The sequence below is a fragment of the Ferroacidibacillus organovorans genome, assembly GCF_001516615.1.
Classification (GTDB): Bacteria; Bacillota; Bacilli; order Alicyclobacillales; family SLC66; genus Ferroacidibacillus; species Ferroacidibacillus ferrooxidans_B.
On record NZ_LPVJ01000011.1, the window covers coordinates 1 to 15,595 of the forward strand.

Below are 15,595 nucleotides of genomic sequence, written 5' to 3' on the forward strand. Positions count from 1 at the left end.
GGCTGTTTACAGCCGTTTTCTTGCTGACGTTGTTACGTATCCGTGTTTAGTTTTCAAGGATCCAAGGTGCTTCATTTCGTTTCTTCTCTTGCGGTCGGCCTCGCGGCGACAAGGAGTAATATACCACCCCAGAACTCCTCTGTCAAACCCTTTATCCCACTTTTTATGCAGGAATTTTTATCCATATCATAAACTATCTTTCTTGATGTGGAAGAACAAGATTTGCCACGATCGCGACCATAAAAAGAAAGGTGATGAGAGCAAGCCAAAAACCGCCCTGTTCAATCAAAAATTCCATACATACACCTCCATCTTCATGCTAGCACAGGCTGTGTACGAACGTAAAGAAAACCCGCAGCATATTCGCTGCGGGTTTTCCAGTGTTCATTGATTGCTATTCGGAATTATCGACAGGAACAACTCACTCTGCGACAGGATCCTCATCCGTTGGAGCGATTTTTGCCACAGTACTCACTTCGGAGTCATTCACGTTAATCAACTTTACACCTTGCGTATTGCGACCAAAAGTCGATATCGTGTCAATTGAAATGCGGATCGCCACACCCGTATTTGTAATGATCATGAGATCTTCTGAATCGTGGACCATTTTAAGTCCTGCGATCGGTCCTGTCTTTGCGGTCACATTTAGCGTTTTGATCCCTTTGCCGCCGCGCGACTGCGTGCGATACTCATCAATCTTCGTGCGTTTGCCATAGCCTTTGCTTGTCACTGCGAGAACTGTCACATCATCAATTAAAACGTCCATTCCAATGACGATGTCATCCTTGTCAAGAGAGATTCCTTTTACCCCCGCTGCGCCTCTTCCCATCGGTCTCACATCCGACTCCGGAAAGCGAATGGACATCCCGTTACGCGTTCCCATCATGATCTCTTGATTTCCATCCGTAATCCGCACGCCGATCAATTCATCATCATCGTGAAGGCTGAGTGCGATCAGACCCGCCTTGCGTATATTTGCAAATGCATTCAAAGACGTCTTTTTGACGATTCCACGTTTTGTCGCTGTGAAAAGATAGTGGTCTTCACGCGCAAGATCCTCTTGCTTGACGGGAATAACCGCAGAGATTTGCTCCCCAGGTTCGATGTTCAACAGATTGATAATTGGAATTCCCTTGGCTGTTCTCGTCAAATCAGGAACTTCATAAGCCATTAGACGGTACACCTTAGCGCGATTCGTAAAGACGAGAAGTATATTGTGAGACGACGTGATAAAGAGGTGTTCGACAAAATCTTCCTCACGCGTACCTGCAGCCATCACGCCGCGCCCTCCACGCCGCTGTGTGCGATACGTGTTTGTCGGGAGTCGTTTGATATAACCCGCGTGCGTAATCGTAATCACGACATCCTGCTCTTGAATGAGATCTGCCTCGTCAAAGGCACCCTCTTCAGACACGATGCGCGTGCGGCGACTATCGCCGTATTTTTCCCGAACCTCAAGAATCTCTTTGCGAATAACTCCCATCATCAACTGTTCATCCGCCAGGATCGCTTGATACTCTGCGATCATACGCTGCAGTTCCCGATACTCTTCTTCAATTTTGTCACGCTCAAGACCCGTCAAACGCTGCAATCGCATGTCAAGAATCGCCTGCGATTGGTCCTCCGAGAGCGCAAAATGTTCCATCAATCCTCGCTTTGCCTCATCAGGTGTCGCTGACCCGCGAATGAGTGCGATCACTTCGTCAAGATGGTCAAGCGCAATGCGCAATCCTTCGAGGATGTGGGCACGCGCTTGGGCACGGCGAAGATCATATTGTGTGCGCCGGCGAATGACCTCTTTCTGATGCTCGAGATAGTGATAAATAAACTGGCGCAAGTTCAAGACTTTCGGTTGACCTGCGACGAGCGCGAGCGAATTCATCCCGAATGTCGACTGCATTGGCGTGTGCTTGTAAAGGTTGTTCATAATCACTTGAGGGCGAACATCCCGCCTCAATTCAATTACGATGCGCATCCCTGTGCGGTCACTCTCATCGCGCAAGTCGGTAATTCCGTCAATTTTTTTATCGCGCGCAAGTTCTGCAATGCGTTCAATTAAACGCGCTTTGTTGACTTGGTACGGAAGCTCCGTGACGATAATGCGAACCTTGCCGTTGGCTGTCTCTTCGATGGTGTGAACAGCTCGCATCACAATGCTTCCGTGACCTGTTTCGTACGCCTGGCGAATGCCCTGGCGGCCGAGAATAAGACCTGATGTAGGAAAATCAGGACCTTTAATCACTGTCATCAAATCGTCGATCGAGACATCAGGCTGGTCAATCATCATTACGACACCATCGATTACTTCACACAGGTTGTGCGGCGGAATGTTTGTCGCCATACCCACTGCAATTCCAGAGGAACCGTTAACGAGTAAATTTGGAAAGCGCGCCGGAAGAACTGTCGGCTCCTTCTCGCTGTCATCGTAGTTTGGATTGAAGTCAACCGTATCTTTGTTGATGTCTCGAACCAGTTCCATGGCAATTGGCGCTAGGCGTGACTCCGTATACCGCATAGCCGCAGGCGCATCGCCGTCAACACTCCCGAAATTTCCGTGCCCATCGACAAGCAAGTAACGTGTTGAGAAATCTTGTGCCAAGCGCACAAGCGCGTCATAAAGCGCACTGTCACCGTGGGGATGATACTTTGCCATGACATCTCCGACGACACGCGCCGATTTTTTATACGGTTTATCCGGCGTCATCCCGGACTCAAGCATTCCGAAAATGATCCTGCGATGAACCGGTTTTAATCCATCCCGAACATCAGGAAGTGCGCGACTGATAATTACACTCATCGCATAATCAATAAACGATGTTCGCAATTCTGAACTGATATTGATCGGTACGACTTTACTCATTTCCTCCATCAGCAAACTCCCCCCTTAAACATCCAGATTGCGCACATAACGCGCATGGACTTCAATGAATTCACGGCGCGGCTCCACGCGATCACCCATAAGGATGCTGAAGGTCGAATCTGCCTCAATCGCATCATCCATCGTAACCTGAAGCAGGGTTCTCGTTTTCGGGTCCATCGTGGTGTCCCACAGTTGTTCCGCGTTCATTTCACCAAGTCCTTTATAGCGTTGAATCTCTACTTTTCCAAGCTGTTCCTGCAATTTCGCGAGTTCCTGTTCACCGTATGCATAGTGAACTTGCTTCCCTTTGGAAACTTTATAAAGCGGTGGCTGTGCGATATAAACATAGCCCGCGTCAATCAATTCCCGCATATAACGATAAAAGAAGGTCAGAAGCAAGATCCGTATATGGCTGCCGTCAACATCAGCATCCGTCATAATGATGATCTTGTGGTAGCGTGCTTTAGACAAATCAAAATCGGTCGAGATACCCGTCCCAAGTGCGGTAATAATCGCGCGAATCTCTGTGTTTGAAAGAATTTTGTCCAGGCGCGCTTTTTCAACATTGATGATTTTTCCGCGCAGCGGCAAAATGGCCTGAAAGTTTCGGTCACGTCCTTGTTTGGCCGACCCTCCCGCAGAGTCACCCTCAACAATATAGAGTTCGCTTATCGAAGCGTCACGACTCGAACAATCCGCCAGTTTACCAGGCAGTGAGCTAATTTCTAGCGCGCTTTTTCGACGTGTCAACTCACGCGCTTTTTTTGCCGCTTCGCGTGCCCGCATTGCAGTAAGCGATTTCTCGATGATCCGCTTTCCCACACTCGGATTCTCATCAAAAAACGTATTGAGCCGATCCCCGAGCAAGCTCTCGACAATCCCTTTCACTTCACTGTTGCCTAACTTTGTTTTCGTTTGTCCTTCAAATTGTGGTTCGCGTATTTTGACACTTATAATTGCGGTCAATCCTTCGCGTACATCGTCGCCTGTCAGCTTGGCATCCGCATCTTTTAGCGCGTTGATTCGTTTCGCATAATCATTGATGACTCTTGTCAAGGCAGATTTGAATCCCGACTCATGCGTACCCCCTTCTGCCGTATTGATGTTATTGGCAAACGAATAAAGGCTACTCGAATACTCTTCGTGGTATTGCAAAGCGACATCTACTGCGACTTGGTCTTTTTCTCCCTGAATGTAAATCGGAGGCTGATGCAATGTATCTTTTCCGCGGTTCAAATACTCAACAAAGCTGCTGACACCGCCCTCATACCTAAATTCGACGCTCCGCTCATCACGCTCATCGATTAGATGAATGTTGATCCCTGCATTTAGAAAGGCAAGTTCTCGCAATCGTGTTTCGAGTGTCTCAAATTCGACGCGAATCGTCTCAGTAAAAATTTCAGCATCGGGTAAAAAGTGCACCATTGTCCCCGTTTGCTTTGATTTGCCGATGACATCCAATCCAGAAGTTGGAATTCCGCGCGCGAAAGTTTGTCGGTACACCGCCCCATCCCGGGACACTTCAACTTCCAGCCATTCAGACAATGCGTTTACGACAGATGCACCAACACCGTGCAGTCCACCTGAAACTTTGTACCCAGAACCTCCGAATTTTCCACCAGCGTGTAAAACAGTGAGAGCGACGGTGACTGCCGGGAGGTTCATCTTTTCGTGAAGATCAACAGGGATTCCCCTGCCATTGTCTTTGACAGTGATGGAATGATCTTTATGGACATAAACATAAATGGTGTCACAATACCCTGCCAACGCCTCATCAATCGCATTATCGACAATCTCCCACACAAGGTGATGCAGTCCCTTGCTACTTGTGGAACCTATGTACATGCCTGGGCGTTTGCGAACAGGATCCAGTCCCTCAAGAACCTCGATCTGGGATGCATTGTAACTCTCTTGAATCTTCTCTTCAGCCAAACGTATAACCTCCTGGTTCAAACATCATTCAATCTTAAAAGTATACCCATTCATTGAGACTTAGCCAAAGCATCCCTTCATAATCTTAGAAAACCTTATACGTTTACTTCAGACAACTCACCATGAGCTGTCAAAAAAAATTTTGTATCCCCTTTTACTTTGAAGACTTCATCCAAATCATGAGAGGCAACCGTGGCGATCGTCTGTGTTCGTTTCACAAGATCAATAAGACGGTGTTGGCGCTTGACGTCTAATTCTGAAAATACATCGTCTAATAGTAACACAGGTACATGACCTGTCGCCTCTTCAATCAATTCTATAAACGCAAGTTTTAGAGAAAGCGCGATGGATCTCTGTTGTCCTTGAGAAGCATAAGAACTTGCCAGTTGATCATTGATCATCAATGTGATGTCTTCACGATGGGGACCTACCGTTGTGAAACCGCGAATGAAATCTTGTTTGCGGTGCATCTCCCACATAGAGAGTAATTCATGTGAGATCTCTTGTTTCGATGTTTTTTTGCTGCACGCTTTATACGTGATACTCAAAGATTCGGATCTATTCGATATTTCTTTATAAATCGACTCTGTCTTTTGGAATAATCTTTTGAACGTTTCGAGTCGTAATTCAATGATCTCCGTTGCGGCATCCACCATTTGTTCATCCCACACGCGCACCAGGGACTCTTGTTTCATTTTCAGCATGGCATTTCGCTTTTGCAGCATGGATTGATATGTTGCAAGCGAGCGTAGAAATGCAGGTTGATACTGCGCCATCGTCGCATTTAAAAAGCGTCGTCTCTGGTCTGGGCCACCTTTGACAATTTGTAAATCATCAGGTGTAAACATTACGGTTCTCAATTGACCTAATAATTCGCTTAAACTTTTTTTAGGGGCACGATTGACCCAAATCTGTTTTCCTTTTGGACCAATTCGAACGGACAGCTCTTTTGGCGAGTCATCCTCGACTTGAATCCTTAATTTTGCTTCATGTGTACCAAAACGGATCAATTCTCGATCTGACACTGTTCGTGGAGAATGGCCCGTTGAAAAAAGTGAGATTGCCTCAAGGAGTGTTGTTTTTCCCGAGGCATTGTCTCCTTGGATTACATTTAGCCCGGATGAAAATCGGGCTTGTGCAAATTCATAATTTCTTATATTCATCAAGTCCAATTGCCTGATGATCATAAATGCGTATCCTCTTTTGCTTTCTCTCGAATGACGATTAAAAAATCCTTTCCCCTCACGGAATCATTCGGAAAAAGTTTTTTACCTCTTCGATTTTCTTCCTCGCCATTTACCCAAACGAGTTGATGAGAGAGATACCATTTGGCCAAACCACCTGACTGAATTACATCTGCCATTTTTAAGGCCTGTCCCAACGTGATCCATTCTGTGTCAATTGATAACTGTATCTCACGCATGATTCAACCTCACTGGGAGAATGAGCTGCAAATGATTTGTATCACTCTCAATTGGCTTTAGGATAAATGCACTACCAGGTCCTGTAAACTGAATGCTTACATCTTCAGTATCAATGGTCCTGAGACTTTCCAACAAGAACCGCGCGTTACATGCGAGAAGCAATTCTTCTCCCTCAAAGGACAAAGGCTCAATGACTTCAGATACCTTTCCAAGTTCTTGGCTTGTCGACGTAATTTCTGTTTGACTCGGTCTTAGATGGATGCGAATGACATGATTGTCATTCTCACGCGCTAAGAGTGCCGCCCTTTCGATGGATTCAATCAATCTCTTTGTTCCAATTTGAATCGATGTGCGAAATGATTCAGGAATGATCCGCGAAATATCAGGATAGGTTCCTTCGATCAATCGAGAGTAAAAATGAATATTGTCATAGCGTATCAGCATTTGATGATCTGCCAATGTTATTTCAACCATTTCTTCACTGGCAGGAAGAATTCGTAGGAGTTCTTGCAGAGTTTTGCTTGGCATAATGGCTTCTTCAAAAGAATACTCTTTTAATGTGTCGACTGAAATTTTTAGATTTGATAAACGGTGGCTGTCTGTTCCTGTAAGTGTCAATGTATCTTCTTTCAATCTAAAGTGAACACCTGTCAGCGTAGGGCGTGACTCTATCGTTGCTACGGCATACACCGTTTTTTGAATGGCTTGAAGAAATAGGCTACATCCCATTGAAAGTTTTTCATCATCATCAACTTGTGGGAGCAAGGGAAATTCTCGACTGTCCAGTCCATTGAGTGTATAGGTTGCCGCACCTGATTGGATGGTGGCGATGCGATTTTTCATATCAAAGCGAACCAGCTGTTGAGGAAGTTTTCTCACGATTTCCAAAAGAAATTTTGCATTAAGCACAGTACTGCCTGGTTCTTCAACTTGCAGAACTTCATTCTGATCCTGATCATTGTTTTCGATGAGAATTTCGAGTCCGATTTCCAAGTCATAAGCTGTCATTTTCACACGATTAAATTCTGCATCAATTTTTACACCGTACAAAATCGGTTTTGTCGTCCTGCTTGGAATAACTCGAACGATTTGTTGTAATCCTGTAAGCAATTCATTTTTTTTGATTACAAAGTGCATATTTAGGTCATCTCCTGAATAGGAATAAGTAGTTTTAGTACTTAATAAAAGACTTATAATAATAATAAGGCTTGTGGATACTGTGGATAAGTCCGACGGACTTCGGCAGCCATTCGATTCGAACCTGTGGATAACTTGAAAAGTTGCTTGTGCATAACGCGTGGTTATCTCGTTAAAATGGTTAATGTGTGCTTTAGATGATCAATCGTACGTTTAATTTCCGGGTCTGTCGAGAGAAGCTTGTCAATTTTTTCGCAGGCGTGAAGTACAGTGGTGTGATCCCTTCCTCCAAAATCGTGTCCAATTTTAGGAAGAGACAAATCGGTCAATTCTCTTGTGAGATACATTGCGATCTGTCTCGGATTCGCAATGTCTTTTTGTCGAGATCGGCCGCGCAAGTCATCCATTTTGATGTGAAAATGAGTGCAAACAGCTTTTTGGATATCCGTCAATGTCACAGATCGATTTTGTTGGTTTTCTGGTATCAAATCCGAAATTGCCGTTTGGGTAAGCGCTGCATCAATGTCTTTGTTCATCATGCTTGAGTAGGCGATCACTCGAATTAACGCGCCTTCTAATTCGCGTACGTTTGTTTCAATGTGTGAAGCGATAACTTGAATGGCATCATCAGGGATGTCAACACCCTCAGCGCGCGCTTTTCTTCTGAGAATCGCCATGCGCGTCTCTAGATCAGGCGGCTTTACATCGATGATCAAACCACCTGAAAATCGCGAGCGCAAGCGATCTTCTAGATCTGAGATTTCTTTTGGTGCACGGTCACTCGTGATCACGATCTGTTTTTGTTCAGAGTAGAGCGTGTTAAAGGTGTGGAAAAATTCTTCCTGGGTGGAGTCTTTTCCTGAGATAAATTGAATATCATCAATCAAAAGAATGTCTACGTTTCGATAGCGGCGCCGAAACTCGTCAACGTGATTGAATTGGAGTGCGGTCACATACTCTCGAACAAACGTCTCTGTGGTGATATAGGTAATGAGCGCCGTAGGGTTCATTTGCAGGGCTCTTTGCGCTATGGCGTGCATAAGATGTGTCTTTCCCAGACCCACATCGCCATGCAAAAAAAATGGGTTGTATCCTCGTCCTGGTCGTTCGGCTACTGCGATACTCGCGGCATGAGCGAGACGGTTGCGTTCCCCGACAACAAATGTTTCAAAGGTGTAGTGTGGATTAAACGGATTTTTGCTTTCCACAGTGCGAGCGGTCTTGGGTGTCGAATTTTCAGTGAATCGCTTTACGATGAATTGAAGTCGGACAGGTGATCCGTGAAATGCCGATACAATCTGTTCTACACGTGTATCATTCCCGCTTTTGGTCATGTGATCAAGAATGGAGGGAGTAGGCACTGCGACTTGAAGATTGGTCCCGTCAAATGTGTCAACATCGGCTCCGTATAGTGCTGCGTGAACAAAAGGCTCCAGCTTTTTTAGTTCGCTTAGTGTCTTTAGCCACAGCGTTCGTCCTTCATTTGACATCGTAAACACTTCCTCCTGGTACATAACCCATTCGTAAACGGTATTTTGGGGATAGAATGTGGAAAAACTAGTGGTGTTGTACACATGTTCATACATTGTGGATGACTTATCCACAACTGTGGACAAGTCTGTGGATAAGTCGGTTTTATTTCATTTGGGCTCGCCAATCATATCAAAAACATCCTGTTAGAACAAGGCATTCTAGTGATTTTTGAGATTGAAATGCGTGCTTCAATTGGTATGCTTTTTCCTTTGTTGCTGTGAATAAGTAATGATTTACGGGTAAAATTTGAAAGAAGAGCACAACAACTTATCCACATGTGGATAAGTTGTTGTGAATAAGTCGTCTATCCTTGACTTCGCTAGGTTGTCACGGCTATACTTACTGAGTGTTTCTTTGTCCGTAATGGTCGTAATGGAGGTGTAGCCCGTGAAACCGACATATAACCCAAATGTGCGCAAGCGTAAAAAAGTTCATGGTTTCCGTTCGAGAATGTCCACTAAAAACGGAAGACGCGTTCTCTCAGCGCGACGCAGCAAAGGGCGTAAAGTTATCTCAGCGTAGGCCACTTCAGACGGTGGCCTTTTTTTCTAGGACGGGGCGTATCCATGATGATGTCCGTTTTGACTCGAAAGACACTTCGGGGACATCGAATGCGGTCCAATCGAGAGTTTCGATTTGTCTTTACAAGAGGCCGCTCTCAAGCAAATAAGTATTATGTTCTCTATGTAGTGCCAAAACAAAGAAGTGAAATCTCGAAAATTGGTCTTTCAGTCAGTAAAAAAGTTGGAAATGCTGTAATTCGAAATCGTGTAAAGCGGATTCTTCGAGAAATTCTACGAGAGCGTATCTCTCTCTTTTCTGAAGGGTATGATGTTGTGATTATCGCAAGAAAAGATGCAGCAGGTCTTTCGTTTCGAGAGTCAGAAGTGGCGGTCGACATTTTGCTCAAACGGTTAAAATTGATTTAGCGGTTTGAAGGAGGTCTTCTCAGTGAAACGAGTTTTGATTCTCCTCATCAAGGGCTATCGCTTGTTCATTTCATCACAGACACCGCCTTCGTGCCGTTTTGAGCCTACTTGTTCGCAGTATGCGATTGAGGCGATTGAAAAACGGGGCGTTTTTCGGGGAGTTTTTTTGGCGATTCGTCGATTGTTGCGTTGTGGTCCATGGCATCCGGGAGGGTATGATCCGGTTCCATGAAAATGAGGAGGATGGGGTTTTTCGTGCGTAAAGGGTCGATCGTTTTCGGTCTTGGCAGTCTGGTTTGGTTTTTACTGGCGGATCCTGTGTTTGCAGCGACAGCGCATGCAACGGCGTCGCCACCCATTTGGGATCAAGCGATTAACGGATTGAGCGATGTGATCAATTACTTTGGTCGCGCTTTTAACGGGGACTACGGTTTGGCGCTTTTGCTTGTCACGTTTCTTATTCGCATGCTCACGGTTCCTTTGATGTTGCGTAGTTTGAGAAATACTAAGAAAATGCAGTTGCTGCAACCACAACTCACAGAGATCAAGAATAAATACGCCAAAACGGATCCCAAGCGCTATCAGGAAGAAATGATGGGGTTATACAAGTCAGAAGGCGTAAATCCCGTTGCCGGGTGTATGCCGATGCTTTTGCAACTGGTTATCCTGACGATTTTGTATCGGTCTATTTACACAGATCCAGCCTTGATTCACTCAAAGTTCTTGGGGATTCTGGCGCTAGGAAAACCCGATCCGACCTTTATTCTGCCTGTTCTCGCAGCAGTGACGAGTTTCTTTCAGCAGAAGATGTCGATGGTGCAATTGGATCCTTCACAGCGGATGATCATGTATATCTTTCCCGTCATGATCTTCTTTATGTCTCTTAAAGCGTTTGCCGCATTGGCGCTTTATTGGGTGTTCAGCAACATCTTTACAATCGTGCAGATGTACTTCACGCGTGTAAGGCCTTCTAAGTCAGGAGCTTGATGTGTGATGAAACAGTTGACCGTCACGGCAAAAACGGTTGAAGGAGCTATAACACAAGCGCTGCAAGAGTTAAACACGACGCGGGACAAGGTTGACGTTGTGATCTTGCAGGCGCCATCGCGTGGTATTTTAGGTTTTGGTGCGCGGCAGGCAACGGTTCAGGTTACGAAAATTTCTGATCCAATATGGGAGGCAGAACATTTTCTTCGTGAATTGATGCTTGCCATGCATTACGTTGTGACCGTTTCTGTCGAGAAGAAAGGAACGGATGTTTATATGGAAATCAAGGGAGACAATGTCGGGCAATTGATTGGTCGGCACGGTCAAACCCTTGATTCGCTAGAACTTTTAGTGCAAACAGTGGCAAGTAAAAATAATGACCGTTATTTACGTTTTCACCTCGATATTGAGGGGTATCGCCAGCGAAGGGAACAGACACTCATTCAATTGGCCCACCGTATCGCTGACAAGTCGATTGTGTTAAAGAGAGAGTTTGTCCTTGATCCAATGCCTGCACATGAGCGTAAAATTGTTCACTTGACTCTTGAACGTCGCAACGATGTGCGTACGGAGAGCCGCGGCACGGATCCAAAACGAACGGTGGTTGTGATTCCAATAGTGAATACATCGAGCGTGCGGTCAAGAGGCGTTTGAGTGTGTTGTTTTACGATATGATCGATAGCGCCGGGTGACCCGGTGTTTTTGTATTTTAGTGAAGGGAGAAAAGCGTATGGCGCAACAGGATACGATTGCTGCGATTGCGACGGCGCTTGGTGAAGCGAGCATCGCAGTCGTTCGCGTGAGTGGAGAGCACGCATTCACCATTGTCGATCGCATTTTTCAAGGTTCCAATCGCCTGTCGAATGCGCCTTCTCATCGCGTTTATTACGGACATCTTGTGACACTTGAAGAGCGAAAAAGGATTGACGAAGTGCTGCTTTTGACGTTTCGATCACCGAAATCGTATACCACAGAAGATGTCATTGAGATCCAGTGTCACGGTGGCGTTCAGGCTGTACAGTCGATTCTGTTGGAGGTTTTGCGGGCAGGTGCACGTCTTGCTGAGCCGGGAGAATTCACGAAGCGGGCTTTTCTAGGCGGTCGCATTGATCTCTCTCAAGCAGAAGGTGTCATGGAAGCGATCGGCGCAAAGACACCACTGGCACTTCAGGCGGCTCTTTCTCAAGTTGAAGGAGCACTTCATCAACAAGTTGAAGACTTGCGCCGCACCATGATTCAGACGATGGCCCATCTGGAAGTTACGATTGACTACCCAGAGCATGATGAAGAGGATATAACCGTGCAGCGTGTGCGAAATGACGCCCAGATGATCCTTGAGCGTATCAGGTCGCTGCGACTTGAGGCGGAGCGGGGACGCATCCTGCGCGAGGGGATCAAGATTGCCATTGTCGGGAAGCCGAATGTCGGAAAATCGTCTCTGCTCAATCGATTTGCGCGAACCAACAGAGCGATTGTTACCGAGATTCCGGGAACCACGCGAGATGTGATTGAAGAGCGCGTTTCGATCGATGGTATCCCACTCCTGCTTTTTGACACTGCGGGTGTGAGGGAAACAGAGGATGTCGTTGAGCAAATTGGTGTTCAAAAAAGTCGTGAGACGCTTGAAAAAGCAGATTTGACCCTGCTTCTTCTCGACACGAGCCGTCCGCTCGATGAGAATGATGGATTGCTTCTTGAAAGCGTACATCGTGAGCGCTCTTTGTTGATCTTGAATAAGAGAGACCTTCCTTTGGCTGTCGGGGTTGATTGGCAATCCCTTGCGCTTAGTCGTCGCAGTCTTGCGTATTCTACACAGATTGAAGCGGACCAGGGGAAACTGGAAGATGAAATTAAACAGTTAGTGTTTGGCTCAGAGCTTGGCGATCCAACTTTTTTGGCAAATGCGCGCCATCTCTCGCTTCTTGAACGGGCTGAGGTTGCCATCAGGCGTGTACTCGACGATGCGAATTCTGGCGTAACACTTGATCTTGTCGCAGTTGATTTGCATGAAGCGTGGATATTGCTTGGGGAAATGATTGGTGAGACACCGCGGGAAGATTTGCTCGATCAAATTTTTTCCCAGTTTTGTCTTGGCAAGTAGATGAATGCTCAGGAGGAGGGATTAAAATGAGATATCGCGCTGGAACCTATGATGTTATCGTCATTGGCGCTGGTCATGCCGGTTCTGAAGCAGCGCTTGCCTCAGCCCGGATGGGTTGCAAAACGCTGCTGTTGACGATCAATTTGGACACGATTGCTTTTATGCCGTGCAATCCGTCGATTGGCGGACCGGCAAAAGGAATTGTTGTTCGAGAGATCGATGCGCTAGGCGGGCAAATGGGGTATAACACAGATTTGACGTATTTGCAGATGCGTCTTTTGAACACGGGCAAGGGACCTGCCGTACAGGCGTTGCGCGCACAATCCGATAAGGCGTTCTACGGCAGAATGATGAAACAAACCTTGGAGAATGAAACGAATCTTACATTGAAACAAGGAATGGTAGAAGAGATTCTCACTGCCGGCGGCCGCGCGTCGGGGGTGCGCACAAATACGGGAGCGGAGTATGAAGGTCGCGCGATCGTGCTTACAACGGGCACCTATTTGCGAGGGCGCATCATCATTGGCGATGTTTCCTATCAAAGTGGCCCGAATGGACAGTTGCCTGCGATGAAGTTGACGGACAGCTTAATTGACCTTGGTTTTTCTCTGGTGCGATTTAAAACGGGCACACCGCCTCGCGTTAATCGTAATACCATTCGCTTTGATCATCTCTCTGTCCAGCCCGGTGACGAAAATCCGCTTCAATTCTCGTTTCGCGATGATATTGAAAAACGCGATCAGTTGAGTTGCTATCTCACGTACACCAGTGAGGCAACCCACGAGATTATTGGTGAGAATCTGCATCGTGCACCAATGTTTTCAGGTGACATTGAGGGCCGCGGTCCACGCTATTGTCCAAGCATTGAAGACAAGGTCGTGCGCTTTAAAGAGCGCCCTTCCCATCAGGTGTTTTTAGAGCCTGAAGGAAGAGACACGGCGGAGTGGTATGTGCAAGGTATGTCGACGAGTTTGCCGGAAGATGTACAGATTAAAATGTTGCGTAGCATCAAGGGTCTTGAAGAGGTGGAGATGCTGCGTCCAGGCTATGCCATTGAGTATGATGCGATGGTTCCTACGCAACTCGATCTTACGCTTGAAACCAAGGCAGTTCCCGGTCTTTTTACAGCAGGTCAAATCAACGGCACATCAGGGTATGAAGAAGCTGCGGGTCAGGGCTTGATGGCTGGGATCAATGCGGCGCTTTCTGTTCTTGGAAAGGAACCGTTGATCCTGGATCGTTCAGAAGCGTACATCGGTGTCATGATTGATGATCTTGTCACAAAGGGTACGACAGAACCGTATCGTTTGCTTACGTCGAGGGCAGAGTACCGTCTGCTTTTGCGGCACGATAATGCAGATGCGCGATTGATGGAGAAGGGTTACCGCATTGGTCTTTTGCCTTTGCACCGATATGAGCGATTCTTGCGTAAACAGGCGCTTATTGATCTGGAAAAAGATCGTCTCGTCAATACTAAGGTACAGCCAGATGATGCGCGCGTGTTGTTCGCGGGTATGGATGTGGATCAGCCAAAAATGACGCAAAGCATGGCACAACTTTTGCGTCGTCCAGAAGTAAACTATGAAAAAATCCGAAAAATTCGTCCGCCTGAGATGGAACTCTCTGAAGAAGTGACTTCTCAAGTAGAGATTGATTTTAAGTATGAAGGATACGTCAAGCGACAAGAGGCAGAAATTGAGCGCCAGAAAAAGCTTGAGAAAAAAGAGCTCCCTGTGAACATCTCGTACGCATCGATTCGCGGTCTCTCAAATGAGGCAAAGGAGCGTCTTTCGGTTATTCGTCCGCGCAACATTGGGCAAGCCTCGCGCGTAGAAGGGGTTACCCCTGCAGACATCTCTGTTTTGTTGATCTATCTGGAATCTGCGGGTAAACAAGAGGTGGCTCATGGCTGATGCGGATGGTGCGTGGAACAGATTGCGGCAGTTTGCAGGATCGCTTGGTTTTGACATCAGCGCAGAGAAGTTAGATTTGTTTAAGACTTACTATGACATGCTCATAGAAAGAAATCAGTCCGTCAATCTAACGGCAATTGTATCGCTCGATGATGTAATACGAAAACATTTTATCGACAGTCTGTTTCTGGCGCACGCGTTAAAAGAGAAAGGCACAGCGCGTATTCTCGATCTCGGTTCAGGGGCAGGTTTTCCTGGTCTCGTACTGGGGATTGTCTTTACAGACGTTGAGGTTGTGCTTTGCGATGCACTCGGTAAAAGGGTCCGATTTTTGCTGGATGTTCGCAGTGCTTTAGGATTAACGAACGTTCAAGCGCTTCACGCGCGGGCGGAAGAACTTGCGAGGATGGAGGCGTATCGCGATTCGTTTGACATTGTCACGGCGCGCGCATTGGCGCCGCTTCACGCGGTGGTGGAGTGGGGAATGCCTTTTCTTAAACCGTATGGTGCGTTGATTGCCATGAAAGGGCCTGGTGTTGTCGATGAGTTGGGGGGGGCGGCGAATGCACTTCGCATGTTAAAAGGGAGGCATGTGGGAATCACTGAGTATGAACTGCCTGACGATGCAGGGAGTCGCACACTTGTTGAGATGCAAAAACTTGCTCCAACGCCTAAATACTTCCCGAGAAAACCTGGAGAGGCATTGCGTTCACCGCTTGCGGATACGTCGAAATTTCGTTGATTGCCACTAGTTTTGTCGAATGCAAATATCACTGGAG

At 46.6% G+C, this 15,595-nt stretch carries 14 protein-coding genes; 8 read left to right on the forward strand and 6 right to left on the reverse strand.

What is annotated here, in order from left to right; genetic code table 11:
- Positions 1-421 precede the first annotated feature (421 nt).
- From gyrA to dnaA, 6 genes are all read right to left on the reverse strand, one after another.
- Positions 422-2,869, reverse strand: coding sequence for a DNA gyrase subunit A (gene gyrA / locus ATW55_RS04620; protein WP_082685549.1), 2,448 nt, complete (start codon positions 2,867-2,869; stop codon positions 422-424).
- A 15-nt stretch (positions 2,870-2,884) separates the two neighbouring features.
- Positions 2,885-4,792 (reverse strand): DNA topoisomerase (ATP-hydrolyzing) subunit B, encoded by a 1,908-nt coding sequence (gene gyrB, locus ATW55_RS04625; protein WP_067713168.1) that lies wholly within the window; start codon positions 4,790-4,792, stop codon positions 2,885-2,887.
- Positions 4,793-4,887: 95 nt separating this feature from the next.
- The gene (gene recF / locus ATW55_RS04630; protein WP_067713171.1) at positions 4,888-5,979 is read right to left on the reverse strand and encodes a DNA replication/repair protein RecF; all 1,092 of its coding nucleotides are present in this window, start codon (positions 5,977-5,979) and stop codon (positions 4,888-4,890) included.
- On the reverse strand, positions 5,976-6,215 hold the full coding sequence (locus ATW55_RS04635; protein ID WP_067713174.1) for an RNA-binding S4 domain-containing protein: 240 nt from the start codon (positions 6,213-6,215) through the stop codon (positions 5,976-5,978). The genes recF and ATW55_RS04635 overlap by 4 nt, the downstream gene beginning before the upstream one ends.
- Positions 6,208-7,353, reverse strand: a complete 1,146-nt coding sequence (dnaN, locus tag ATW55_RS04640; RefSeq protein ID WP_067713177.1) for a DNA polymerase III subunit beta — start codon at positions 7,351-7,353, stop codon at positions 6,208-6,210. The genes ATW55_RS04635 and dnaN overlap by 8 nt, the downstream gene beginning before the upstream one ends.
- A gap of 164 nt (positions 7,354-7,517) precedes the next feature.
- Positions 7,518-8,843 (reverse strand): chromosomal replication initiator protein DnaA, encoded by a 1,326-nt coding sequence (gene dnaA / locus ATW55_RS04645; RefSeq protein ID WP_067713180.1) that lies wholly within the window; start codon positions 8,841-8,843, stop codon positions 7,518-7,520.
- Between the two features lie 430 nt (positions 8,844-9,273).
- Between dnaA and rpmH the strand changes: the two genes are divergently transcribed.
- From rpmH to rsmG, 8 genes are all read left to right on the forward strand, one after another.
- A complete protein-coding gene (gene rpmH / locus ATW55_RS15695; RefSeq protein WP_079290088.1) occupies positions 9,274-9,408 on the forward strand; it encodes a 50S ribosomal protein L34 in 135 nt (44 codons plus the stop codon).
- 44 nt (positions 9,409-9,452) lie between these two features.
- Complete coding sequence (gene rnpA / locus ATW55_RS04650) at positions 9,453-9,815, forward strand: ribonuclease P protein component (RefSeq protein ID WP_082685550.1); 363 nt, start codon at positions 9,453-9,455, stop codon at positions 9,813-9,815.
- A gap of 22 nt (positions 9,816-9,837) precedes the next feature.
- Complete coding sequence (gene yidD, locus ATW55_RS04655; RefSeq protein ID WP_067713183.1) at positions 9,838-10,047, forward strand: membrane protein insertion efficiency factor YidD; 210 nt, start codon at positions 9,838-9,840, stop codon at positions 10,045-10,047.
- A 23-nt stretch (positions 10,048-10,070) separates the two neighbouring features.
- Positions 10,071-10,802: a YidC/Oxa1 family membrane protein insertase gene (locus ATW55_RS04660; RefSeq protein WP_160327164.1), complete on the forward strand. Its 732-nt coding sequence runs from the start codon at positions 10,071-10,073 to the stop codon at positions 10,800-10,802.
- 6 nt (positions 10,803-10,808) lie between these two features.
- Positions 10,809-11,456: an RNA-binding cell elongation regulator Jag/EloR gene (jag, locus tag ATW55_RS04665; protein WP_235587007.1), complete on the forward strand. Its 648-nt coding sequence runs from the start codon at positions 10,809-10,811 to the stop codon at positions 11,454-11,456.
- 76 nt (positions 11,457-11,532) lie between these two features.
- On the forward strand, positions 11,533-12,903 hold the full coding sequence (mnmE, locus tag ATW55_RS04670; protein WP_067713190.1) for a tRNA uridine-5-carboxymethylaminomethyl(34) synthesis GTPase MnmE: 1,371 nt from the start codon (positions 11,533-11,535) through the stop codon (positions 12,901-12,903).
- A 26-nt stretch (positions 12,904-12,929) separates the two neighbouring features.
- Positions 12,930-14,816, forward strand: coding sequence for a tRNA uridine-5-carboxymethylaminomethyl(34) synthesis enzyme MnmG (mnmG, locus tag ATW55_RS04675; protein WP_067713194.1), 1,887 nt, complete (start codon positions 12,930-12,932; stop codon positions 14,814-14,816).
- Positions 14,809-15,558: a 16S rRNA (guanine(527)-N(7))-methyltransferase RsmG gene (gene rsmG / locus ATW55_RS04680; RefSeq protein ID WP_067713196.1), complete on the forward strand. Its 750-nt coding sequence runs from the start codon at positions 14,809-14,811 to the stop codon at positions 15,556-15,558. The genes mnmG and rsmG overlap by 8 nt, the downstream gene beginning before the upstream one ends.
- Positions 15,559-15,595: the final 37 nt, after the last annotated feature.